Raw genomic sequence first — 23,253 nt, 5'->3', positions numbered from 1 at the left:
TTTTTAGTTTCCTTACCTTTCGATCGTAAGACAAAACATTTCAAATTTAGTAAAATGAGTGTAAGTCAAAACTAGATGATTTCGAACATTACTTGAACATATAATAAAGTGTGACGTACTTCACATTGGCTTGTTACGTCTTTATGTACCATTATAAATAAGACCTTTTGATGAGAAATGAGGGATAAAACTTGTTGCGAGATACTTATAAACGCCCGTTATTAGATTTACGCATGTCGGTAACCGATCGGTGTAATTTTCGTTGTATATATTGCATGCCTGAAACAGAAGGAAAACAATATTGTTTTATGAAACGTGAGCAAATCATGACTTTCGAAGAAATAACTCGCTTAGCGAAACTTTTTGTTCGGTTTGGGGTGCGAAAAATTCGCTTAACAGGCGGAGAGCCTCTTCTTCGAAAAGATATCGATGTTCTTATTTCGATGTTAAATAATATCGAGGGTCTTCAAGAAGTGTCGCTTACAACGAACGGATTTTTGTTAAAGCAGTATGCGAAGCGGCTCAAAAAAGCTGGAATAAACCGAGTAAACGTTAGTTTAGACGCATTAAATAACGATGTTTTTATGAAAATGAATGGTAGAAGGATCAAATCAGAAGCAATTTTAGAAGGAATTGAAGAGGCGATCAATCAAGGTTTAACCGTGAAAGTGAATATGGTTGTAAAAAAAGGAATGAACGATAGCGAAATTTTACCAATGGCCCGCTATTTTAAAGAAAAAGGGATCACCTTGCGCTTTATTGAATATATGGATGTCGGTTCTCTTAATGGATGGAAGTTAGATGAAGTCGTTACGAGTAAAGAAATTTATAAACTGATTACAAATGAATTTCCATTGGAACCGGTAGAAGCAAAGTTTTTCGGTGAAGTTGCAAAAAGTTATCGTTATGTCGGCACAAACGTCGAAGTTGGTTTTATATCTTCAGTGTCAGCTGCGTTTTGTTCCGATTGCACACGTAGTCGCATTTCAGCCGATGGCAAGTTGTATACGTGTTTATTTTCAGCGAAAGGAACGAATTTGCTGGCAAGTATTCGGAATGGCGCATCTGATGAAGAATTGCTTACTACTATTCGGCATGTTTGGGAGAATCGGGACGATCGCTATTCAGAAGAGCGAGGAAAACAGGCGACGATACGAGGAAAACGGATTGAAATGTCCTATATTGGAGGATAAAAAGAAGCATTTTTTATAGAGAGGCGAATTTACATTTAAGTAGTTCGGATAACGTGGAGAAAAACACTAATAATCACATGTGAAAAAAATTATATGTAGCACAAAAAACGCTTGGTTATCAATCTAAGCGTTTTTCATTTTAATATCTGAATTTATATTTTTTTAATAAAACTTTCAAGGGCAAATAGAGCCTTCGATGTTTAGCGAAAGCCACCTGGCCCCTCAAGTCAAAAACGTGACGCCTTAAAGGCAGAAAGCGCCTTTAAGGCGTAAGAACATTTTTGTCTGAGGCTGATCGTGCGCATATGGGTTTTATTTTATTCAATTAAAGACCAGTTAGTTGAATAAATCTATTTTATCCCACTCTTAACGGGCAGTAAGACCCCCACTGAATGAAGTTTCACTTTATAAGTTTAAGAATTGTTCTTTGCATTGGAACTCTTCCCATACTAACATTTCTTTCGATGAATAAATATTTTTTTCCATCAATGATAAATTTACCACCGCCAATATATTGAACGTTTCTACCTTCATTTATTAATTTGTTTTTAATAGCTTCTACATATTCTTTTTGATTGAAATAGCGTTCATCAAAATCAATGACAATATTCCCTTTTTTATAACCCATTAACCAATTAAACAATACAAAAAGACCAATACTTGTAATGGTAATAGTGCCTATTAATACAAACATCCTTAACAACTCCTAAAATAATAAATTATACAAAAAATATGTTAAATCAATATATTTATATAATAAATGTATTTTTTTGTAAAGCTTCTTTTGCTTTTAACACCTATGTGTACATCTATTTTTATTAGAAATGACAAAAATGTGAACTATATCACATTTAAGTTGTTTTTGTGACATGTGTCACACTGTTCGTGGTAATAAATGTTTTATAGTGAACTTAAAGATCATAACGAGGCGTTTGGAAAGCTCGCTCATGTTACTCGAATAGGGGGAAATAAAGGTGTCAAACATGTTAAATCAAAAGCACTTTGAACAGTTAAAGAACTTGTCCTATATGAATCTTCCAGTAAAAAGGGGAGCGTTTTTATTTCAAGAAGGACAAATAGGGGAAAACTTTTTTGTTGTCGTTTCTGGTAAGTTTCAAATCAGTAAATTTTCTGGTGATGGAAAAGAGCTTTGTTTACGTTTATGCGGACCGAATGCAGTCATTGGAGAATTGATGGTTTTCTCTAGTAATGGCCGATATTTATTTAACGGTCGAGCATTGGAAGATAGTGAAGTATTAGTGATTAAAAATAAATCCATCGAAAAAGAAATGCTAATAAACGGTGAATTTGCGGTCGAATTTTTAAAAATGATGACCGATCATTTTCGAAAACAACATACGAAATTTCGTGATCTCGTCTTATACGGAAAAAAAGGAGCACTTTATTCGACGCTTATTCGCATGTCCAATAGTTATGGAGAGGAAGTAGGCAATGGGATATTGTTAGATGTTTCGGTTACTCATCAAGACTTGGCCAATTTTAGCTCGACATCACGGGAAAGTGTTAACCGAGAATTGAATGTATTAAAAAGTAAAGGAATTGTATCGTTCAAAGGGAGAAAAATTATTATTCATAGTATCGATTACTTAAAACGTCAAATTAATTGCGAAGGATGTCCGATTTCTTATTGTAATATCGAGTAAGATTCTTGATGCGATATTAAGATGGAAGATGATCAAATAAGGAACCTGGATGGTACACTGGGTTGCGGACTTTTTCATGACTTGCGGCTTTTTTTCATGATTTGCACTCTCTTTTCAAAACTTGCGTGAATTTGAACCTAACTTGCGGGAACGCTTTTTTTCGATATGATGATTTACATCACATCGTTAATTTGCGACCTCGATTACAATAATGAAGAAAAGATTAATAGAAAAGAGGGAGAAGCGATGGAATTTTCACCATGTGGCATGATGAGAGATGAGCCGGTTGAATTATGTCCACCTCTCAAGCAATTAAAACAAGAGCATGGACCATTAAACGAGAAGAAATATGCACTATTTGTTGAGGCAGAGAAGATATCGAAGGGTGAAGAGAAAGAAGTTCAACAAGCGCTTCAACGTTTGCGAGAGAATGTGCAACAATTTTTTCAAGAATTAGAACTCCATTCTCATCGAGAAGAAGAAGTTCTTTTCCCGATGGTGGCTCGCTATATTGGAAAAGATGTAGGACCAATCGCCGTAATGGAGTATGAGCATGATCAGGCGAAAGAATATATTATGACATTTTTAAAGAAAACGGAAACAATAAACGCTCATGATGCAAAAGACTTAGCTTCATATGTGATCAATGCTTACAATATTTTAACGGATCATTTTTCAAAAGAAGAACAGGTGCTCTTTCCGATGGCAGAAAAACTTTTATCCAATAAAGAGAAAGAGGAGCTTGCAAAAAAATTGCTGAAGTGTGAGGCTGACTAATAAATTTAGTCGGCTTTTTTTTGTCACTTTTTCTATTTTGAAATTTTGGCTTAAACATGTAAAGGGCGTCCATTTGTGGAGAAATCGACTTATGGACAGCCCTTTTTATCTATAATCTTCTCTAGCACCTAATCATTCTTTCTAAAGTACAATCCTTCAGTTTTACAAATAGTTTCGAAAATTGATGTATCTCTAAAAGCAATTACTTCAACAACTAAATCATTAATCGAAAGTATTGCTTCTAAATCGGGTAAATAAATTATTGAACGAATATATCCTCTAAAGCTTAACTTTAGTAATAAATCATATATTTCTTGTGATTGAATTGATAAAACTTCTTTTCCTTTAATTGAATCTAGTAAATTTTTTTCTTGTTCGGTTAAAATCTCTTCTGGAATTCCTTCTGGATCATAACCATATGAAGTTTCTATCCAAATGGGACTGTACATAGATAAAACTTTAGTAACTTTTAAAAAGATATTTTCAATTTCAAAATAAAGTTTATTATCTTCAACAGAACCATCTACTAAAAAATGTACATCAAACCATTCAAAAAATAAAGGTGAATCAATCTTTCTAGGAAATCTATCTATAAGGAAACTCGATAATTTAAACTTAGACTGTATATTTTCAAATTCATCTATTAAGTCAATCACAGACTTATTATGAATTAAATATTTTAATTCACTATAAGATTGTATAAAAGGATACTTTTTATTTAGATAAGATTCTTCCATTTTCATCTAACGACGCCCTTCTTTACTTTTTTTATCTTTTAATTTCCATTTACGACCACCATGACCAGCTGTATCTTTTTCCATTTTGAATTCCACTTACTTTATTCGTGAATTTTCCTAAGTCAACATATCGCATCATGGGCAATTGCTCATGATGCAAATTTATTTACGGGAGGCATTAGCCCACAACATACTAAAATTAGCAGACATCCGCCAGCTACTTTCAGATCATAATTGAAAAACTATAAAAGTAAGTGGAGAGAAACAACTCGTTTTTCGCCACTTTCTTCATTTTAAGGACTTTTCATACAGCCCCTTTACTGTTCTAACATTTGCAACCGACCAGGTTGTTTGCAGATCGGTTCCAATTCTTCTATCATGTCATGGATCGATAAAATTTCAAACAGCACGACCGTTTTTGGGTTGAAGTGGTGCCGATACTTTTTCGGTTTTATTTCACTTAAATCGTGCTTAACCGTCCAAAATTTTCTGTCCAATTCTTCAATGAGTTCATAATGCTCTTTCGGTATTGAGTGACAAAAATCTTTTAAAATAGATGAAATAGAACGAATCGTTTTTGATAGTAGTTCCTTTTCATCCTTTGTCCATTCAGATGGATCTACAGACACGTAAAGTAAATTTCCTAGGTGATAATTGATTTGCTGTAAAATGGTGAGCTTTTTTTGCTCAAGGTGGAACTGGCGCATCTCCATCTTCGTATGACGATGGTATTTCCAGTCTTGCTGTTGATAATGAATAAATGTCATCGCTTTATGTAAATCTTTCGATAAAACGTCAAAGTTTTTCAATGTCACTTTTTTTACTGTTTTTTCCCCAGTGAGTTCTTTCTGTCTTAATTCCAATAATTCCGCCACTTTATGAAACAAGGTATGAATCTGCTTGTTAATGAACGGTGAATAATTAGGCGGGAGTATAAAAAAGTTTACAAAGGTAGAGACGATGATTCCGACAGACGTTGTCATTAACCGTGTGAAAAAAGCACTTAAATAGCCAGTTTCAGTTATGGGAATCATTGCAACTGCCGTGATCGTTGCGACAAGTGTTCCTGCTTCTAAGCGCAATTTTTGGCATGTGACAATGGTAAACATGGCCGAAAGTGCATAGGAAAATGGTGAATGCCCCAGTAAATATGTAAAAGTCATCGCATAAGCCGAACCAATCGTAGACGCAGGAAAACGAATCATTCCTTTTTTAATTGAATCATGTGCAGTCGGTTCGATTGTGACAATAGCGGTAATGACAGCAAAAATTGTCGGTAACTCAAACAGTTGACAGATGATCACTGTGATGAAAATAGCGATACCAGTTTTAATGACTCTGCCTCCAACAAAATTGAAACGAAACTTCCTAGTCATAAAGATTTCTCCTCTAACATACTTTCTAGCCTTTATTATATATGATTTATTTTAGACCAAAAACGTAAAATCAATCTTTTTATGAAAATTTGCAGGAATTTTCTGAATGAAGTAAGAAATTATTTAAGATGTAAAACAAAGGAGGAAAAGATTATGGGAGAAACATTTCGAACGGTTAATCTATTATTACAAGAAAGCTATGCACATTTACAGCTTAATCGACCAGATTCGCTAAATGCACTTGATGAAGAAATGCTTACAGATTTATCTAAAGCGTTATCCATTGTCGAGTCAGCGAAAGTGCCACTTTTGTTTATTTCAGGTGCTGGTCGCGCTTTTTCAGCAGGTGGAGACATTAAAACAATGCTTCAATCTAGTAACAACGATAGGTTTAAAGAAATTATGGAGAAGATTGAACATATAACACTAAGTCTTTATCGACTTCCAGCTGTCACTGTAAGTCTTGTCCATGGTGCAGCTGCTGGATTAGGATTAAGTCTTGCATTAGCGTCAGATTATGTATACGCACATAACGATGCGAAAATTGCCATGAACTTTATTAACATAGGCCTTATTCCCGATGGCGGCGGGCATTTCCACATGGCGAAGCGTCTAGGAGAAGGAAAGGCGAAACAAATTATATGGGAAGGTAAAACGCATGCTGCAACGACAGCGCTTGAATTAGGGATCATTGATGATGTGTTTGAGGAACGTGTAGAGGATAAATTGGAAAAAGAAAAAGAACGATTACTGAATAAACCGCTAAAAGCGATGGTTGCAAGTAAAGAAATTTTTGTTCAAATGAATGAACCGAGTTTACAGCAAAGCTTACGGCTTGAAGCGCATTTTCAAGGGGAAATGAGACAAACTTCCGACCATCAGGAGGGAATTCGAGCCTTTTTGGAAAAGCGTAGACCTACTTTTAGTGGAAAATAAATTGATACTTCATTCAGTGGGGGGCTTTTTGCCCGTTATGAGTGGGATAAAAAAAGCTTCAGCAGCGGGTTGGCCCGCTGCTGTAACTTTTAGCGATGGAATAAAATAAGCTTCCCAGTAGGAGAAGTACAACGATGTGTTGCGTCTAAATAATTTTTTTCCTGGAGCTTTTCTGTGCCAATCTTTTTCGCTTCCTTTTCATCGGCAGCTTCAAAGGTTTCGTCAAGTAACTTTTCTCCAGATTTACTAAAGACCGTTAATGTATATGTTGCCATCTTCCATCCTCCTTCCCCAGTTAAGTACTTCAATTTTTATCGTAAAATTCCTGCTTTTTTGAAACATAATGAGTGAATAAAACGTAGTAACGTGTGGAGAGGTGGAACAATATGACACTTAAAATTGAAAATGTTACGAAAAAATTTGGTAATTTTACAGCGGTTGACAACTTGTCAATCGAAATTCCTGAAAACGAAATCTTCGGTTTTTTAGGGGCAAATGGTGCAGGGAAAACGACTACTTTTCGAATGATTTTAGGCCTTTTATCGCCAACAGATGGCAAAATTACGTGGGATGGGGAAACGATCAACTATGAAAAGAGTGAGCAAATTGGTTACTTGCCAGAGGAAAGGGGCCTTTATCCGAAGTTGAAAGTGAAAGATCAGCTTGTTTATTTAGGACGCCTCAAGGGGATGGATAAGCAGACCGTTTTGAGAGAATTGGCGTATTGGCTCGAGCGATTTAAAGTGCCGGAATATGCGAATAAAAAAGTAGAAGAATTATCTAAAGGGAATCAGCAAAAAATTCAGTTCATTACGGCCGTTCTTCATCGACCGAAGCTGCTCATTCTCGATGAGCCGTTTAGTGGTCTTGACCCAGTAAACGTTGAAATGTTAAAGGATGCAGTCATTGATTTAAAAGAAAGAGGAACATCTATTGTGTTTTCAAGTCACCGTATGGAGCATGTAGAGGAGCTTTGCGAATTTTTATGCATTATGCAAAAAGGAAAGCCGGTTGTACACGGTTCATTGAAAGACATTAAACATTCATTTGGGAAGAAAAATGTAACCGTACACGCCGATTTTGATCTCAGTTTCCTAGCAAACATCCAAGGTGTGACAAAATATAAAAAGACTCCAGAAGGAATGGAATTACAGATTGAAGGAGAAGAAATTTCGAAGAAAATTTTTGAGGCACTATATGGGAAAGGGTTTGTTCGAACGTTTTCACTTGAAGAGCCTTCGTTAAACGATATCTTTATTGAAAAGGTAGGTGCCTCGTATGAATAAGTTTTGGATTATGCTTGGGCATACATATTTTTCTAAACTAAAAACGAAATCGTTCATTATTTCAACGGTTATTACCCTTCTTTTTATTGTTGGACTTACAAACATTAATCATATTATTTCCCTCTTTGATAAAGAAGAATTAAAAGAAATTACCGTTATTGATGAAACTAAAGCGTTATATCCCCTCTTTGAACAACAAATGACCGCTTACGCCGATATTGAGGTACAACAGTCGAAAAAAAGTGTATCTGATTTGAAAGAAGACGTTTTAAATGATGATCTGACCGGCTACCTTGTGTTAAATACAGATGAAGGAGGGTTGCCTACAGCTACGTACTATGCAAAATCGATCACAGACTCCGAATTACATCGTGCGATTGAACAATCGCTACAGCAAATGAAGCTAGCGATTGGCACGAAACAGTTAGGAGTGGAAGCGGAAAAATTGCAACAGCTCTTTATACCTGTTGAAATGGAAAAAGTTGCATTACTGGAAACGGCAAAATCGGAAGAAGAGTTGGATCAAGCGAGAGGGCTTGTTTACATTTTATTATTCGTCATTTATTTTGCCGTCATCATGTATGCGAATATGATTGCCATGGAAGTCGCGACTGAAAAATCCTCGCGGGTCATGGAAATTCTTGTGTCGAGTATGGCACCGATTCAACAAATGTTTGCAAAAATACTAGGCATTGCCTTGCTTAGTCTTACACAATTTGTATTGATTGCCGCAGTTGGCTTTGCATCAATGAAAATCAACAGTGACAATAACCAATCCATTGAAGGATTTTTTCAATTCAGTGACGTACCGATACAAACGTTTAGTTATGCCATTGTCTTTTTTGTACTAGGCTATTTCTTATACGCAACGTTAGCGGCATTTTTAGGTTCACTCGTCTCCAAAATTGAAGACGTACAACAGATGATTACTCCATTAACATTTGTTGTTGTTGCCGCCTTTATGATTGCGATGTTTGGTTTATCCAGTCCAGAAGCTACCTTCATTAAAGTGACATCATTCATCCCGTTCTTTGCACCGATGATCATGTTTTTACGTGTTGGAATGGTCCATGTCCCAATATGGGAAATTGCTTTATCAATCGGTTTACTCGTATTAACGATTGGTTTACTCACATGGTTTGGGGCAAAAGTATATAAAGGTGGAGTGCTTCTTTACGGAAAATCTTCATCCTTTAAAGATATTAAAAAGGCGATACAAATAATTAAAGAAAGATAATCGGTGGCTGACGCCAAAGTCCAAGGGAATACTGGATTTATGGCTGTCAGCCTTTTATAAATTGTATGGATTTTTTTATCCCGCTCTTAACGGGCAGTAAGACCCCACCTCAAGATTTTGTAGTAAAGAACAGAAGATAGGTGGGGCAGGTCTAAAAATAAAGAACATAGACTAAGAGCGCCGCGTTCTGTGGGTCACAAGGGCCTTTAGGTCATCCCGTAGGGACTAACATTCAGTAGGGGAAGAAAAAAACCACTGAATGAAGATTCACTTTATTAACCCTCTTTGTCAGAACGTGCATTCGCTTCCTTAGCGTGATAGAATGAATGCAGTAGTAGAAAAAGGATGGGAAGCGAATGAAGCAAGTTACATTTATTCATACAGCCGATCTTCATTTAGACAGCCCTTTTATAGGCATGAACCATTTACCGGACGCCATTTTTCAACGTATAAAGGAAAGTACGTTTCAATCGTTCAAACGAACGATTGATGTTGCGATAAAAGAGCGGGTTGATTTTTTGTTAATTTCAGGTGATGTGTACGATCAAAAAGACCGGAGCTTGAAAGCGCAGCTTTTTTTTCAAAAGCAAATGGTGCGGTTATATGAAAAGGGCATTAACGTGTATATTATTCATGGAAATCATGATTATACAAAAGGAAATTCTATTCATTTAGATTTACCAGAAAACGTACATATTTTTTCTGACGAAGATGTTGAATGTGTTTGTTACGAACGAGATGGAGAACCTCTTGCAAGTCTTTATGGATATAGTTATCCAGAACGAGTTGTAACAGAAAATATGAGTAAGCGATATAACAAAACGGCAAACACTCCTTTTCATATTGGGTTATTACATGGGAGTATCGCTGGCGAACGTGAACATGAGCCGTATTGTCCGTTTCGTCTCTCTGATTTAATAGAAAAGGATTTCGACTATTGGGCGCTCGGACATATTCATAAGCGACAAGTGTTGCATGATAAAACGCCTGTTATTGTTTACCCAGGGAATATTCAAGGAAGGCATTTAAAGGAGCTAGGAGAGAAAGGTATTTATCTCGTTGAACTAAAGGAAACGGGAGCAAATTATCAGTTTATCCCGACAGCCCCGATTATTTTTCGTGAGTACGAAATCAAGATGGAATCCATTCGTTCGTTTACACAATTAATCGAATCGATCCAATCTTTAAAAACTGTGATCCAACAACAAGGAATCCATACATTTTGTTCACTACGATTAACAGGGCACACGAGTCTTTATGATGAACTTATGAAAGACGGTGTATTGGATGATTTAGTAGAAATGGTGAACGAAGAAGAAGATGGGCAGGAACGTCACTTTATTTGGGTATTAGCCATACATAATCAAGCTACTTGTGATACAGCCCAGTATACAGAAAAGTTTTCTCTTTTCACGCGTGATATTGAAGAAGTTTTGGAGCATTACGATGTCCATGAAGCATTGCAACCATTATACAAAAATAAAGCGGCAAGGCGATACATCGAGTCGTTTTCACGTGAAGAAAAGGAAGAAATCATACAAGAAGCGAAAATGTTAATTTTTCACGAATGGTTAAAAACAAATGCAGAGTAAGGTGATGGAATGAAGTTTAAAGAGCTTACTATATACGGGTATGGAAAGTTTGAAAATAAACACATTCCGCTTTCCAACGAAGAAATTCAAATTATTTATGGAGAAAACGAAGCAGGAAAATCGACATTAATGTCTTTTATCCATAGTATTTTGTTTGGCTTTCCAACGAAGCAACAAAATGAAAAGCGGTATGAGCCGAAGCGAGGCGGAAAATATGGTGGATCGATACTCATTGAAACAGACGAACATACGGTTTTAACCGTTGAACGAATTGCTGGAAAAGCAACAGGAGATTGTTTTGTTTATGATGAAAATGGTCATATTAAACAACAATCTGAATTACAAGAGTTATTAAAAGGGATGGATAAATCGACTTATACATCGATTTTCTCTTTTGACTTAAATGGCTTACAGCATGTATATGAATTAAATCGTGAAGCATTAGGCAAGTATTTATTTTTATCGACCATGTTTGGCTCGGATGCTCTATATTTTCTACAAGATCAATTAGAGAAGAAAAAAGAGCAGCTCTATAAGCCAAATGGTCGGAAACCGCTATTAAATACGATGTTAGAAGAATTGAAACAAACAAACGAAGCATTAGTCAATGCGAAAGCATATGAAGATGACTATCAACGTTTATTAAAGGAAAGGGAAACAATAAAGGATGAGCTTGAGCAATTTCGTTCTGAGAAAATACAGATTCAGTCGAAATTAAAGAGAGTCGGGAAGCTACACGCGATATTTCCTTTATTGGAACAACGAAATGAGTGCATACGATCACTGGAAAAACTACCTGAACGAAAAAGCTTTCCAGACAATGGCCGTATGCGTCTTGAACAGCTTTTAGCAAGACTTAAGCCGCTTGAAGGACAATTACATACACTGAAAACAAAAAAAGACGAGTTACAACGAGAATGGGATCAATTTTCTATGAAAGGGGAACGGATTGAGGAAGATTGGCAACAATTCGTCCATTTGAAAGAAAATTATTCCCTTATCCGCAAGTATGTTGAAGAGGAAACATCCCTGTCATTTGAAATGGAACAATTAACCGAGCGAATCCATGAAGATCTTCACTATTTATTCGGAACAACCGATGTGACCGTGATCGAAAATATAAATACATCAATGATTGTCAAGGAAAAGATTAAAGCCTTCGTAAAAAATTACAATCACTTTTGGACAAAAAAACAATGGTTGGACGATCAATTTGAAAAAGCGAAGGAAGCGCTTGAAGAAAGTGAAGAGCAATTAAAAAAATTCCAGTCTTTATTGCTAAACCGTATTGAATATGAGCAGTTAGTAAAGGAGCAGTATGAACTAGAAGAAAAGCTCGAGCAAGCTAGTCAATACAATGTAAGCCAAGAAGAATACAACCGAGTAAGTGAACAATTAAGAAAGCGTGAACGGCATTTTGAAAAATCGCAAAAGAGATTTAAACAAATATTCATGACAACTGCGATTGCGAGTGTTATTGCGGCCGTTATTCTTTTTCTACTTGATCTCCCATACTTGGCTGTTAGTGTTCTATTCGCGAACGTTTTTTCATTCATGTTTCGGCCGGCAAAAGACGATTTATTCCTGTATTTAAAAGAAAGACAGGCAGAGCTTAAACAAATGGTTGAAACGGTTCATGAAACCGCAATTCAAGATTGGAAAAGAAGGCTTTCGCACATACAGTTCTCGCTAGCAAAAGAAGAACAAATGAAACAGAAGATAGAACTTGAACGGTTAAATGTGGACCAGAAAGAACAGGCCTATGATCGAATTGTATCGCAATTTGAACAATGGGAAAAAGAGCTCCATACGTTGATGGAAGAGATGAGACCATTATACAAATTGTTGAACGTACCAGAGGACTTTGCGGCCGATGTAATCCTTGAGCGGTATGAAATGATCGCTCAATGTCAAAAACGATTAAAAGAAAGAGAACAGATCGAGCAAAAAAGATCGTTTATGCAAACGAAAATCAATGAATTTAACAATGAGTTAACGCCGTTCATCGAAAAATATAAGATAAAACGTGACAACCTTGAGCGAACCATTCATAAGCTCAATCAAACGTTAGAAAGGTTAGTTCAAACAAAAACCGCTTTAGAACGAGTAACAGAAGAGTGGGGAGATGTCCATACGTTATATGAACAATTACATCATGAATTAGGGGAGTTATTGAATAAGGCAAATGTCCATTCTGTTGAACAATTTCGAGAAAAAATAGCAGCGCTTGAAAAACGAATCGAACTTGAAAAGCAATTACAATGGATTCAAAGTCAAATCCAATCAAAAGGTTTTCTTTCAAGTACAGAGCTTAAGGAGCTTCCGGAGAGCAAGGAAGACTTACTTGTTGAAGAAACAGCACTCGAAGCTTCTTTAGCAGAAGTCATGGAAAAGGAAGAAACGTGCCAAAAGCGATTAGCAGAAGTGCAAATTCATCTAGAAAAAATTGAAGAATCGGGTGTTTATTCAGAGCTGAGGTATGAATATGCGATGAAGAAATCTCGAGCGAAGCAAATAGCGAAAAAGTGGGCCATTCATACGGTCGCTCAAGACTTGTTAAGGAAAACAGTAGAGCATCATCGGAAGCATCGATTACCACAGCTATTGAAAAAAGCAGAACAGCATTTTCGATTTTTAACAAATTCACGCTACACATCCATTTTACTCCTTGATGATCATCCTACTTTACTCGTGAAACGAAAGGATGGTATGCTTTTTCATGCGAATGAATTAAGTCAAGGAACGGCGGAACAGCTGTATGTCGCGATCCGTTTTGCCCTCGTTGAGTACATGAGTGAGCGAGTAAAATTACCGATTATGGTGGATGATAGCTTTGTAAACTTTGATCATGAACGGTTTAAACGAGCGGTACAATTAATCCGAATGATGTCAAAGGATTACCAAGTTTTATTATTTACATGTCATCATCATATAGCAAGCGCGTTCTACGAAAGTGAAATTTATAGGCTTCCTTCAAATGAAGATCAGATACAAATGAAAAGGGGTTAATGTCAAGTGAATAGGAAGACAAAATCGAATATGAAAACACCGTTATTTCTGCTTAGCTTCAATCTTTTTATTGTGATGGTAGGGATTGGTTTAGTCATTCCGATCTTACCGTTTTATGTCGAAGCTTTCGGTGCTGGAGCAGCAGAATTAGGCTTTTTAGTAGCGGTTTTTGCCTTTATGCAGTTTCTATTTGCCCCAATATGGGGGAGATTGTCAGATAGAATCGGGAGAAAACCGCTTATAACGATTGGACTTATGGGCTTTGCTTTAGCGGAATTCATCTTCGCTTTTGCAACCGATTTTTGGATGTTGTATTTATCGCGTATTTTAGCAGGTACATTTGGTTCTGCTTTAATGCCGACAGCTATGGCGTATGTATCAGATGTGACGACTGAAGAAAAACGTGGGCAAGGAATGGGCATATTAGGAGCTGCTATGGGATTTGGAATTGTTGTTGGTCCCGGTATAGGTGGTTGGTTAGCTGAATTTGATTTATCGTACCCGTTTCTATTTGCTGGAATTGCGGCAACGATAGCAGGGCTTGTTTCAATATTAGTATTACCAGAATCGCTTTCAAAAGAAGCACGAGAACGAGCACGAAATGATCAAGGGCCACGCGTGGGACGAATGACTTTAATGAAAAATGCTTTACTAAGTCCTGTAGGGTTTTTACTCATACTCGTCTTTTTAATGAGCTTTGGGCTTGCCAATTTCCAATCGATTTTCGGTTATTATGCGCTTGAACGTTACGGGTACGGTCCGCAAACAGTCGGTGTGATTATTTTAATCATTGGAATAATCGGAACGGTTATTCAAGGTGGGCTTGTCGGAAGGCTTGTTGAGAAATTTGGTGATGAAAAAGTCGTGACGAGCTCTCTTTTCATTAGTTCCATCGGCTTTGTCTTGATGACCTTTGCGAACTCTTTTGCAACGATCTTAATCACAACAGGGATATTCTTTGCTGGAAATTCCATTTTACGCCCAGCGTTGAATACATTCATTTCCAAGCTTGCCGGAGAAAATCAAGGCATGATAATGGGATTGAACAATTCATTTTTAAGTTTAGGAAATGTAGCAGGACCGATCTTAGCGGGCAGTTTATTTGAACTAAATCTTCATTTACCGTATTTGTTTGGAGCATTTGTCATGCTCATTGCGTTAATCTCAACAAAAGTTTGGCTTCGGAAACGGATAAAACAACAAGTAGCCTAATATGGAAGGATGGAAACAGCTGTTCCGTTGTTTCCTTTTCTTTCTATCCATAAAACTATGATATACTATGGGTACGTAGTAGCAGGGGAAGGAGCTTTAAATATGGCAAAGGGAATCGTTCAATTTGAGGTTGGCGAACAAGTAGATGTCTTTTTATTAATTAAGTCCTCTACGAAAGGAATCGCAAGTAATGGGAAACCGTTTTTAACGTTAATTTTACAAGATCAATCAGGTGAAATAGAAGCGAAATTATGGGATGCAAGTCCGCAAGATGAGGAAAGTTATGTTGCTCAAAATATCGTCAAAATATACGGAGATATTCATCATTATCGTGGACGAAATCAATTGAAAATTCGCAATATCCGTTTAGTACAGCCTCATGAAAACGTATCAGCCATCGATTTTATCGAAACAGCCCCGATGGCTCAAGACGATATGATGGAGAAGGTAACACAATATGTTTTTGAAATGAAAAATGCGAAAATACAACGAATCACTCGTCACTTACTAAGAAAACATCAAAATGCTTTTCTTACTTTTCCAGCAGCAACGAAAAATCATCATGAATTTGCCTCAGGCTTAGCCTATCATGTCGTGTCTATGTTAGACCTTGCCAAAGCCATTGCGAGCCTTTATCCAAGTTTAGATAAAGATTTACTATATGCCGGCGTCATATTACATGATTTAGGGAAAGTAACAGAGCTATCAGGACCGATTGCCACAAATTATACAGCTGAAGGAAATTTACTTGGCCATATTTCCATTATGGTGAATGAGATAGCCGAGGCAGCAAAAGAACTGCAAATTGAAGGGGAAGAAGTGATGGTTCTTCAACATTTAGTATTAAGCCATCACGGGAAAGCAGAATGGGGAAGCCCTAAGCCGCCAATGATTAAAGAGGCTGAAATGTTGCATTATATCGATAATATCGATGCGAAAATGAATATGTTAGATCGTGCTTTGGAAAAAACGAAACCAGGAGAGTTTACAGAAAGGATCTTTGCACTAGATAATCGTTCCTTTTATAAACCGACTTTTCACAAATAAAGAAGATCATAATTTAAGGACTCCTCGCATATGATGTGGTAAGAGCTTGTCTAAGTGGATGTTCCAAAAAAGGACAAATGTTAAACAACCTCTAAAAGGTAAAGGAGGAGCCTTAAAATATGGTCATACTACCTTGGTGGGTCTATTTATGTATAATCGGTATCATTTATAGTGCATACATGGCTTATAGCACAACAAAAAAAGAGAAAGAAGTAGAAAAGATATTTATCGAGCGAGAAGGAAATGTTTATTTAGAACGGATGAAAAAAGAGCGGGAAAAGCGTGCAAAACAAAAGCAAGACGAGCATAATAATATGACTTCAGCTCAGTGACAAGGTGTTCGAAAACGGCACCTTGTTTTATTTATTTCGGTGCTTACGGTTTCTTTCTAATTGGGGCTCTTTTTCATAATTTGGGCCTTATTTTCATAAATTGAGCTTTATTTTCATACTTTGGGGTTTTCTTTCATAAATTGGGCTCTATGTCTTACTAATTGGGGTTTCGCGTAAAAAGGTACAACAATAAAGAAAAGCCTGGATTTGACATAGTCAATTCCAGGCTTTTTTACATTATTTAGAATCACTTTCTTTTTCGTCCTTATCGTCTGTTTGAATGATACCTTCTAAATCTTTGTCATTAATTTTGACGTCTGCTTCTTTAATTGCTTTATTCACTGCTTCTTGCATAACAGTAGGATCATTCAATTTTTGTTGCTTAACATCCTCTTTTAAATCGTCTTTCATTTCATCGAACGATTTTACTGTTTGGGTGACTTTAATGATGTGATAACCAAAGTCTGATTTTACAGGATCACTAATTTCGCCTTCCTTTAATGCGAATGCAGCTTTTGAAAAAGGCTCGACCATGTCTTCTTTACTAAACCAGCCGAGGTCACCACCGTTTTGAGCCGTACGATCTGCTGAATACTCAGCAGCTAAGTCTTTAAATTTTGCACCCTCATCAAGCTTCTTTTTCACTTCTTTAGCTGTTTTTTCATCTTCAACTAAAATATGGCTTGCGCGGATTTTTCCTTTTAACGAATCATAATATTCTTTGATGTCCTTTTCTGTTACTTTCACAGCATCTTCAGCTGCTTTTTTCCGTAATAAATCGACTTTCACCATATCGTGAACAATTTCCTCACCTTGCTGTTGAATGAGGAGGTCTAATTGACCACCATATTGTGCACGTAATTCTTCAATACCTTCTTCAATCTCTTTGTCTGATACGTCATATTTTTCATCTAAAACCACTCCATGGACGAGTTCTAAAAGGATGTCTTGTCCAAAGCGGTCTTTCATTGCTTCATAAAAATCCTCTTTTGAAATGTCACCTGCTTTTGACTCGGCAATAAGTTCACTAGAGCCGTTATTACATGCACTTGTGACAATGAGGCTTGTTGCAGCCACTGTAGCTAGTACGAATTTCTTCATTCATTACAACTCCTAATCCCAAAATGTAATACAACTAAAAAACATATATAACACATTTTGACATGAAGCACGTTTTTTTGCAACTATGATCCGAGTGATCATGGCAATTGTCTTGTAATTGTAATGTTTTAGAAAATCGTAATAGGTGCCAAAGAAATGATAAAAATAGCTGACAGTAGGATGTCTGTCAGCTATCACTTTTTCATGAATGATGAGATTCATGAATTTGTATCATTCGTATTACGTGTATAAAATTTCTATGTATGAAGAAATCAGTAAAATCGTGATTAAGACGTTAATCGTCCGAAAGACATTTGTCTGTTTTTCCTCAGGAATCTCTCGAATGATACAGAGAGTGTTTGTCAGTTTATTTATGTAGAATAGAATAAAGACTGCAAAAATGATAAAATAATAGAGCATTTGAGATCCCCCTTCCTCTCATACATATTACATTAACAAATATTTTATGAAAAAGATAGCTTGAAACTTTCAACGATAAATGTATAAATATAGTATATATGTAGTAAGAAGGCTCATCACCAAAAGTCGGGGTTGATAATTTCTATAAAAAATGTACTTAGATCAATTCCCTATTTTTTTGCAATTATGAACGTAAAATAGATATTTGCAATGGATAATAAGTTATGGATTTTGTGTCACTCCCAAGTTATGGTGATGAGCTAGTAAGAAGGAATTTGAATACATAAAAAATTGAACGAACGAGATGAGAAGTGTCGAGAAAATTCATGTTTAAATTATTGAAATAACATATTATGATGAAAAGGGAGAAGGGTGTTTTCCGCTAGCGAAAAATAGGATAAAATATGATGTAATTCGGATTTAAATGGGAAAGATGGGATAATATGAACGAGTTTGAAATAAGGTTAGAAAAATTGGAATATCATATGCAATTATTATTAAAAATAGCTAACAAGCAAAAATATCCTTTTGACTTCTTAGTTGTCCAAAACGGATTATCACGAAATGAAGTCGATGAAATTATGTCTCTATGTACAGAGCTTGAGCAAAAGCATAAAGAACAAAAAGCGCAAGGCCTGCTTTACTATACAGATATTCTTACGCTTTTTGTAGGTCAACTGAATGAAAAACTAGAGGTGAATGAGACAATTGACGCAATGCTCAACCAAGGTCTTTTCATCGATTTAATGAAAGATTTTAAACGTCTACTCTCCCATCTGTAGTCCCGTTTAATAGTGGTTCAAACTCATCCTCTTCTTTTTTTCTTAACTTTCCGTTTTCTTCAACAAAATTTAATTCGATATTTTCAAATGATTTTTCGAAAATCTCCATAAAATCATCTCCGTAAATGTTTCGAATGATCGTCATGATTTCGATTATTTCTGGAAATTTCCCGTACAGATCATGAAGTGGTAATGCCCCTTTATAAACTGCATTTCTAGTCGGTTCATAATCTTCAAGAATTTTTAAGAGCAGTTCTTCACCTTGAGGTGTTAATTGAATATACGTATTCCGCTTATCATTTTCCTTTTTTGAAAACTGTAGGTAACCTCGTTCTTCCAACTTTTTCGAAAAGTTGAATGCTGTTGAGACGTGCATGACGCCAAACTTTGCAATTTCTGATATGGATGCTCCTTTTAAATGATAGGCGATCCATAAGATGTGATGTTCATTAATGTTTAAATCATAAGGTTTAATCCACTGCTGCCAGTCTTTTTCAATGGATTTCCAAAGTGCTTTACTTAGCTGAGCGACACGTTGGCTAAATAAGAGTGCTTCTTTCACTGTGTACTGATCATACGTCCTTTTCATATTCCCCCACCTACTTTATTTCTAGTCCTTTTCCATAAGAAATTTGTTATTGAATCCTTTTTTGCTTTCAAAGTTTGTTAATATCTATTATGCCAATAAAATAAACATTAATAAAGATGTAAATTTACGAAATTTTTCAATAAATAATTTTTCCTTATTGTACTATTGAAGATAGCAACGCTTTATTTGAAAAAATACGAAAAAATAGTGGTGAAGGATTGCTATATTGTAACAATATATAAAAAAGATGATTCTGATGCACGGTTCAGAATCATCTTATAAGGGTTATGATTTAAGAGTTGTTTGTCGAATCGATTGTTCTAGCTCTTTCATCTTCGCTTCGATTTCTTTTAGTTCATGCTGAATTTCTTTCGTATGTGGTTCAATATCTTTTTTCCATGCTTGAATGGATTTGTTAATATCTGTTGTCACATCTTTTACAATCGATATGCTCTCTTTTGCAGAATCGGTTATTTGTTCTTTTAAATGGCTTCCTTCCTTTCTAAGCTCTTGTAATAGGTCATCTAGCCTTTTGCGACCTTGTTGAACACGATTTCTGACATCTTTTCCTGAAGAAGGAGTGGAAAGGAGAACAGCAGCTCCGCTAATGATTCCTCCGATCATAAACCCTAAGAAAAACGATTTGTTGTTTGCCATAACATTCATCACTCCGTTTTTAGAAATTTTCAGTAAGGATAGTTTATTCGTTGTGAAAAGGTCTTACTTGTTTATTTTCCCTTCTTCTAAACAGAACAAACATAGGTTAGGAACAATTTGCATAATTATGAATAGAGGAGGGGAATAAGTTGGCTGGATTAATTTTTTTATTTATTATTATTGGAATGTTGTTTTTTGCCGGTGCGATCCACTATTTAAAATTAGCGAATACGACGAATTCTTATCCGCCAAAACGAGTGTTACGGAAACGAGCGTTAACTTTAACAGCAGGTGGTGTCGTTTCATTGTTATTCGGCTTCATTTTTTACTATATACAATAAGGAAACCCGGCCAAGTGTGGACGGGTTCGTTGTTGTTATCGTTATGGTCAAGTTGTTTCATTTTATTATAAAATTCATTAAAAGCCGAATCTCTGTTATCATGAACTGATGTTTATTTTGTTTTCAATTAACGCAGACCCTTTATTTTATTGTTCAGTTAGTTGCTTACACTAATAAAATGAGAGCGCCTTAAAATAGATTGAACAATGGGATAAATAATCACCATTGCTATTGTGTTTAGAACGGTTGCAGGTAAAACAACTCCCACAAATAATGGTAAAAATCCAACACCGCCTGGTAATCCGACAATCGTTAGAGCAGATGTTAAAAAAATCACTCCTGAAATCATCGTACCAAACGCTGTGATCATAAGTGTGGAAAGTGATGCTTTGACAAATCGTTTAAGCATTACATATAAAACGTACACAATAATAGACGTTAACACTTTATCAATGATGTTCGGAACAAAACCACCAGGAAAGGAACTTGTAAGGCCAGACAAAAAGCCTGTAACAATTCCTAAAATGAAACTATTTTTAAGCCCTGGGAATAAAATGATTCCTAAAAACATCATTAATAGCATCATATCCGGTTTCATTCCGTTAAAAATAGGTGGAATAATCCCGTGAAGTGCTGCACCAATGGCGACAAATAAAGATAAAGACACTAAAACTCTCGTATTCATTTCTCATCTCTCCTCTACTAATCTCAACTACTCTTTCATTTGCTAACGAAAGAGGCTCTTAAGCTAAACTTATAAACATTATAGCAAGGGTAGTGCAAAATTTAAAGTTTGAAATTTTATGATAATAAAAGTTGTGATTCAATATTATGAATATTGGCGTTGAAATTCTTTCATAAATGCTGAAAGCTCTTCGCAAGCTTCTAATGTCACTGCGTTGTAAATAGATGCACGGCATCCCCCGATGGAGCGGTGGCCGTTTAAACCAATAAAACATTTACTTTCTGCTTGAGATAAAAACTGTTTCGTTAGCTCTTCACTAGGAAGAGTAAATGTAACATTCATGTTTGAGCGACTATCTTTAACCGCATGTCCGTTATAAAAGCCTGCACTTTCATCGATAACATCATAAAGGATTTTTGCTTTTTTATTGTTTTTTTCTTCAACAGCACGCAATCCGCCTTCAGCTTGTACCCACTCTAAAACGAGTGACAGCATATAAATAGAAAACGTCGGTGGTGTATGATATAAAGAGTTTTTACTTGCATGTGTTTTATAGGTTAAAATGGTTGGAACATGTTCATGAACTTCTGTTAATAATTCTTTTTTTATAATTACAACCGTTAAACCTGAAGGGCCGAGGTTTTTTTGTGCACCGGCATAGATTACGTCAAACTGCTCCACGTTGATTTCTCGCGATAAAATATCGCTTGACATATCAGCAATAAGCGGAATGGAAGTGTTCGGAAATTGTTTCCACTGTGTTCCATAAATCGTATTGTTGGATGTTATGTGTACATAAGCCCCGTCATTGTCAACAGTTGAAGCATCGACCTCTGGGATATACGAATAGTTTTGCTCTTTACTAGAAGCGAGGACTTCTGTCTGACCAATTTTACTCGCTTCTTTTAACGCTTTTTCGGACCAAGATCCTGTTAACACGTAATATCCTGTTTTATGTTTAGGAAGGAAGTTAAGGGGAACCATGGCAAACTGCAAACTTGCGCCGCCTTGTAAAAATAGTACGTCATGGGAATCTGGAATGCGTAAAATGTCTTTTAATAATTGCTTTGCACGATTATGGACATCATCATAAGCTTGACTGCGATGGCTTAACTCCATGACGGACATGCCTGTTTCATTAAAGTTGATCAGTTCAGCTTGCGCCTTTTCAAGAACTTGTAAAGGTAAAGCAGAAGGGCCAGCATTAAAATTATATACTCGTTTCATTTGTAATCCCTCTCTATCAAACGTTTTTATTACATCCTACCATGAAAAAAAGATACTTGAAATATGAATTTTTCGAAAAGTGAATAGAAAGAGATTTCGAATATGGTTTTTTTAAGAGTGTGTAAAGGAGTGGTGATGCATTTTTTGCAAAAAAATGATGCCGATCGATAACCGGCATCAAATAAATTACTATAATTTTTCATTTATAGATGAAGCGAGCTGTTGAAGGTCATCAAACGTATATTGCTCGGCATGAGATTTCCAAACGACGCCAAAGCCATCTCCTTTACCGTAGCGCGGAACAATGTGCATATGGTAATGAAAAACGGTTTGTCCAGCTTCTTTGCCATTATTGTTCACGATGTTTAAGCCTTCCGGGTGAAACGTCTCTTTAATCGATTTGGCAACCTTTGTAACGACTTCAAACAAATGGCGAGAGAGCTCAGGTGTTAATTCAAAAACATCTTGCTTATGTACTTTTGGAATGACTAGTGTATGTCCTTTCGTTACTTGCATAATGTCCATAAATGCCATGACATGTTCATCTTCATACACTTTTGCTGCAGGGATTTCACCTTCGACAATTTTACAAAAAATACAATCGCTCATTGTAACACTCCTATTCCCCTTTTTCTTTTATCTTATCACACCGAGATATGGTTGGAAATGTAAACAATTAAAAAGGGAACGGACCGTAGTTGCCGTTCCCCTGAAGAGGGATCCTTCAAACATTCCTATTGAAATGTTATCATTCGGACTGTTGAAAAAGGGTTCAATTGTCTTTGACAAACACCTCATTTACTTATTCGTAAACACTATCCATAAAAATGATTGACTTTATACAAAGTGTCATTTAAATGGTGATATCTTGTTCAAAGTAACCATCCCCTTATCAAGAGGTTTTTATACATCTTGAACTGTTGGGAACTTCTTACGTTTGAATCGGTCTTTCGACGATTCTAATTTGAACTGTCTTTGACAAACACCTCATTTTCAAGTTGATGTCCCTCTTCAAACATTATGATGTCCGATTTTCCATCTTTTATACCCATT

24 protein-coding genes are annotated in these 23,253 nt (G+C 36.1%); 13 read left to right on the top strand and 11 right to left on the bottom strand.

The window, feature by feature from the left end; genetic code table 11:
• Positions 1 to 191 precede the first annotated feature (191 nt).
• Entirely contained in the window at positions 192 to 1,193 is a 1,002-nt protein-coding gene (moaA, locus tag MLD65_RS08665) for a GTP 3',8-cyclase MoaA (RefSeq protein WP_279326013.1), read from the top strand.
• Between the two features lie 400 nt (positions 1,194 to 1,593).
• Here the strand turns inward: moaA and MLD65_RS08660 are convergent, their stop codons facing one another.
• Complete coding sequence (locus tag MLD65_RS08660) at positions 1,594 to 1,887, bottom strand: hypothetical protein (protein WP_243291476.1); 294 nt, start codon at positions 1,885 to 1,887, stop codon at positions 1,594 to 1,596.
• 289 nt (positions 1,888 to 2,176) lie between these two features.
• Here MLD65_RS08660 and MLD65_RS08655 point away from each other — a divergent pair, with 289 nt between their 5' ends.
• A complete protein-coding gene (locus tag MLD65_RS08655; RefSeq protein ID WP_279326015.1) occupies positions 2,177 to 2,857 on the top strand; it encodes a cyclic nucleotide-binding domain-containing protein in 681 nt (226 codons plus the stop codon).
• A gap of 246 nt (positions 2,858 to 3,103) precedes the next feature.
• Positions 3,104 to 3,634, top strand: a complete 531-nt coding sequence (locus MLD65_RS08650) for a hemerythrin domain-containing protein (RefSeq protein WP_243291474.1) — start codon at positions 3,104 to 3,106, stop codon at positions 3,632 to 3,634.
• 128 nt (positions 3,635 to 3,762) lie between these two features.
• On the opposite strand, the gene MLD65_RS08645 is transcribed toward MLD65_RS08650, so the two are convergent.
• Together MLD65_RS08645 and MLD65_RS08640 are read right to left on the bottom strand one after the other, a co-directional pair.
• The gene (locus MLD65_RS08645) at positions 3,763 to 4,377 is read right to left on the bottom strand and encodes a hypothetical protein (RefSeq protein ID WP_243291473.1); all 615 of its coding nucleotides are present in this window, start codon (positions 4,375 to 4,377) and stop codon (positions 3,763 to 3,765) included.
• A gap of 311 nt (positions 4,378 to 4,688) precedes the next feature.
• Positions 4,689 to 5,747, bottom strand: a complete 1,059-nt coding sequence (locus tag MLD65_RS08640; RefSeq protein WP_243291472.1) for an FUSC family protein — start codon at positions 5,745 to 5,747, stop codon at positions 4,689 to 4,691.
• A 153-nt stretch (positions 5,748 to 5,900) separates the two neighbouring features.
• Between MLD65_RS08640 and MLD65_RS08635 the strand changes: the two genes are divergently transcribed.
• The gene (locus tag MLD65_RS08635) at positions 5,901 to 6,683 is read left to right on the top strand and encodes an enoyl-CoA hydratase (RefSeq protein ID WP_243291471.1); all 783 of its coding nucleotides are present in this window, start codon (positions 5,901 to 5,903) and stop codon (positions 6,681 to 6,683) included.
• An 89-nt stretch (positions 6,684 to 6,772) separates the two neighbouring features.
• Here the strand turns inward: MLD65_RS08635 and MLD65_RS08630 are convergent, their stop codons facing one another.
• Positions 6,773 to 6,958: a YhzD family protein gene (locus MLD65_RS08630; protein WP_243291470.1), complete on the bottom strand. Its 186-nt coding sequence runs from the start codon at positions 6,956 to 6,958 to the stop codon at positions 6,773 to 6,775.
• Positions 6,959 to 7,069: 111 nt separating this feature from the next.
• On the opposite strand from MLD65_RS08630, the gene MLD65_RS08625 reads away from it, so the two are divergent.
• The 7 genes from MLD65_RS08625 to MLD65_RS08595 all read left to right on the top strand — a co-directional run bounded on the left by MLD65_RS08625 (position 7,070) and on the right by MLD65_RS08595 (position 16,398).
• Entirely contained in the window at positions 7,070 to 7,969 is a 900-nt protein-coding gene (locus MLD65_RS08625; RefSeq protein WP_243291469.1) for an ABC transporter ATP-binding protein, read from the top strand.
• Positions 7,962 to 9,206 carry an ABC transporter permease gene (locus MLD65_RS08620; RefSeq protein WP_243291468.1) on the top strand — a complete coding sequence of 415 codons (1,245 nt, stop codon included), beginning with the start codon at positions 7,962 to 7,964 and terminating at the stop codon, positions 9,204 to 9,206. The genes MLD65_RS08625 and MLD65_RS08620 overlap by 8 nt, the downstream gene beginning before the upstream one ends.
• 356 nt (positions 9,207 to 9,562) lie before the next feature.
• A complete protein-coding gene (locus MLD65_RS08615; protein ID WP_243291467.1) occupies positions 9,563 to 10,798 on the top strand; it encodes a metallophosphoesterase family protein in 1,236 nt (411 codons plus the stop codon).
• A gap of 9 nt (positions 10,799 to 10,807) precedes the next feature.
• A complete protein-coding gene (locus MLD65_RS08610) occupies positions 10,808 to 13,807 on the top strand; it encodes an ATP-binding protein (protein WP_243291466.1) in 3,000 nt (999 codons plus the stop codon).
• A gap of 6 nt (positions 13,808 to 13,813) precedes the next feature.
• The gene (locus tag MLD65_RS08605; protein ID WP_243291465.1) at positions 13,814 to 15,019 is read left to right on the top strand and encodes an MFS transporter; all 1,206 of its coding nucleotides are present in this window, start codon (positions 13,814 to 13,816) and stop codon (positions 15,017 to 15,019) included.
• Between the two features lie 102 nt (positions 15,020 to 15,121).
• Positions 15,122 to 16,066, top strand: a complete 945-nt coding sequence (yhaM, locus tag MLD65_RS08600; RefSeq protein WP_243291464.1) for a 3'-5' exoribonuclease YhaM — start codon at positions 15,122 to 15,124, stop codon at positions 16,064 to 16,066.
• A gap of 119 nt (positions 16,067 to 16,185) precedes the next feature.
• Positions 16,186 to 16,398, top strand: coding sequence for a sporulation YhaL family protein (locus MLD65_RS08595; RefSeq protein WP_243291463.1), 213 nt, complete (start codon positions 16,186 to 16,188; stop codon positions 16,396 to 16,398).
• 237 nt (positions 16,399 to 16,635) lie between these two features.
• On the opposite strand, the gene MLD65_RS08590 is transcribed toward MLD65_RS08595, so the two are convergent.
• The gene (locus MLD65_RS08590) at positions 16,636 to 17,499 is read right to left on the bottom strand and encodes a peptidylprolyl isomerase (RefSeq protein ID WP_243291462.1); all 864 of its coding nucleotides are present in this window, start codon (positions 17,497 to 17,499) and stop codon (positions 16,636 to 16,638) included.
• A 240-nt stretch (positions 17,500 to 17,739) separates the two neighbouring features.
• Complete coding sequence (locus MLD65_RS08585) at positions 17,740 to 17,919, bottom strand: hypothetical protein (RefSeq protein ID WP_243291461.1); 180 nt, start codon at positions 17,917 to 17,919, stop codon at positions 17,740 to 17,742.
• 443 nt (positions 17,920 to 18,362) lie between these two features.
• Between MLD65_RS08585 and MLD65_RS08580 the strand changes: the two genes are divergently transcribed.
• Positions 18,363 to 18,701 carry a DUF1878 family protein gene (locus MLD65_RS08580; protein WP_243291460.1) on the top strand — a complete coding sequence of 113 codons (339 nt, stop codon included), beginning with the start codon at positions 18,363 to 18,365 and terminating at the stop codon, positions 18,699 to 18,701.
• Here MLD65_RS08580 and MLD65_RS08575 read toward each other — a convergent pair.
• Together MLD65_RS08575 and MLD65_RS08570 are read right to left on the bottom strand one after the other, a co-directional pair.
• Positions 18,676 to 19,290 carry an HTH-type transcriptional regulator Hpr gene (locus MLD65_RS08575; RefSeq protein ID WP_243291459.1) on the bottom strand — a complete coding sequence of 205 codons (615 nt, stop codon included), beginning with the start codon at positions 19,288 to 19,290 and terminating at the stop codon, positions 18,676 to 18,678. The genes MLD65_RS08580 and MLD65_RS08575 overlap by 26 nt on opposite strands.
• A gap of 285 nt (positions 19,291 to 19,575) precedes the next feature.
• Positions 19,576 to 19,947 carry a YtxH domain-containing protein gene (locus MLD65_RS08570; RefSeq protein ID WP_243291458.1) on the bottom strand — a complete coding sequence of 124 codons (372 nt, stop codon included), beginning with the start codon at positions 19,945 to 19,947 and terminating at the stop codon, positions 19,576 to 19,578.
• Positions 19,948 to 20,096: 149 nt separating this feature from the next.
• Between MLD65_RS08570 and yhzF the strand changes: the two genes are divergently transcribed.
• Positions 20,097 to 20,288, top strand: a complete 192-nt coding sequence (yhzF, locus tag MLD65_RS08565) for a membrane protein YhzF (protein WP_243291457.1) — start codon at positions 20,097 to 20,099, stop codon at positions 20,286 to 20,288.
• A 157-nt stretch (positions 20,289 to 20,445) separates the two neighbouring features.
• Here the strand turns inward: yhzF and MLD65_RS08560 are convergent, their stop codons facing one another.
• The 3 genes from MLD65_RS08560 to MLD65_RS08550 form a co-directional block, all read right to left on the bottom strand.
• On the bottom strand, positions 20,446 to 20,973 hold the full coding sequence (locus tag MLD65_RS08560) for a tryptophan transporter (protein WP_243291456.1): 528 nt from the start codon (positions 20,971 to 20,973) through the stop codon (positions 20,446 to 20,448).
• Between the two features lie 144 nt (positions 20,974 to 21,117).
• A complete protein-coding gene (serC, locus tag MLD65_RS08555; RefSeq protein ID WP_243291455.1) occupies positions 21,118 to 22,200 on the bottom strand; it encodes a 3-phosphoserine/phosphohydroxythreonine transaminase in 1,083 nt (360 codons plus the stop codon).
• Positions 22,201 to 22,389: 189 nt separating this feature from the next.
• The gene (locus tag MLD65_RS08550) at positions 22,390 to 22,809 is read right to left on the bottom strand and encodes an HIT family protein (protein ID WP_243291454.1); all 420 of its coding nucleotides are present in this window, start codon (positions 22,807 to 22,809) and stop codon (positions 22,390 to 22,392) included.
• Between the last annotated feature and the right edge of the window lie 444 nt (positions 22,810 to 23,253).

The organism is Bacillus sp. FJAT-47783, from assembly GCF_022808615.1.
Lineage (GTDB): Bacteria > Bacillota > Bacilli > Bacillales > Aeribacillaceae > Bacillus_BZ.
The sequence above is the reverse complement of the archived record's forward strand: the minus strand, read 5'-3'. Positions and strand labels throughout refer to the sequence as shown.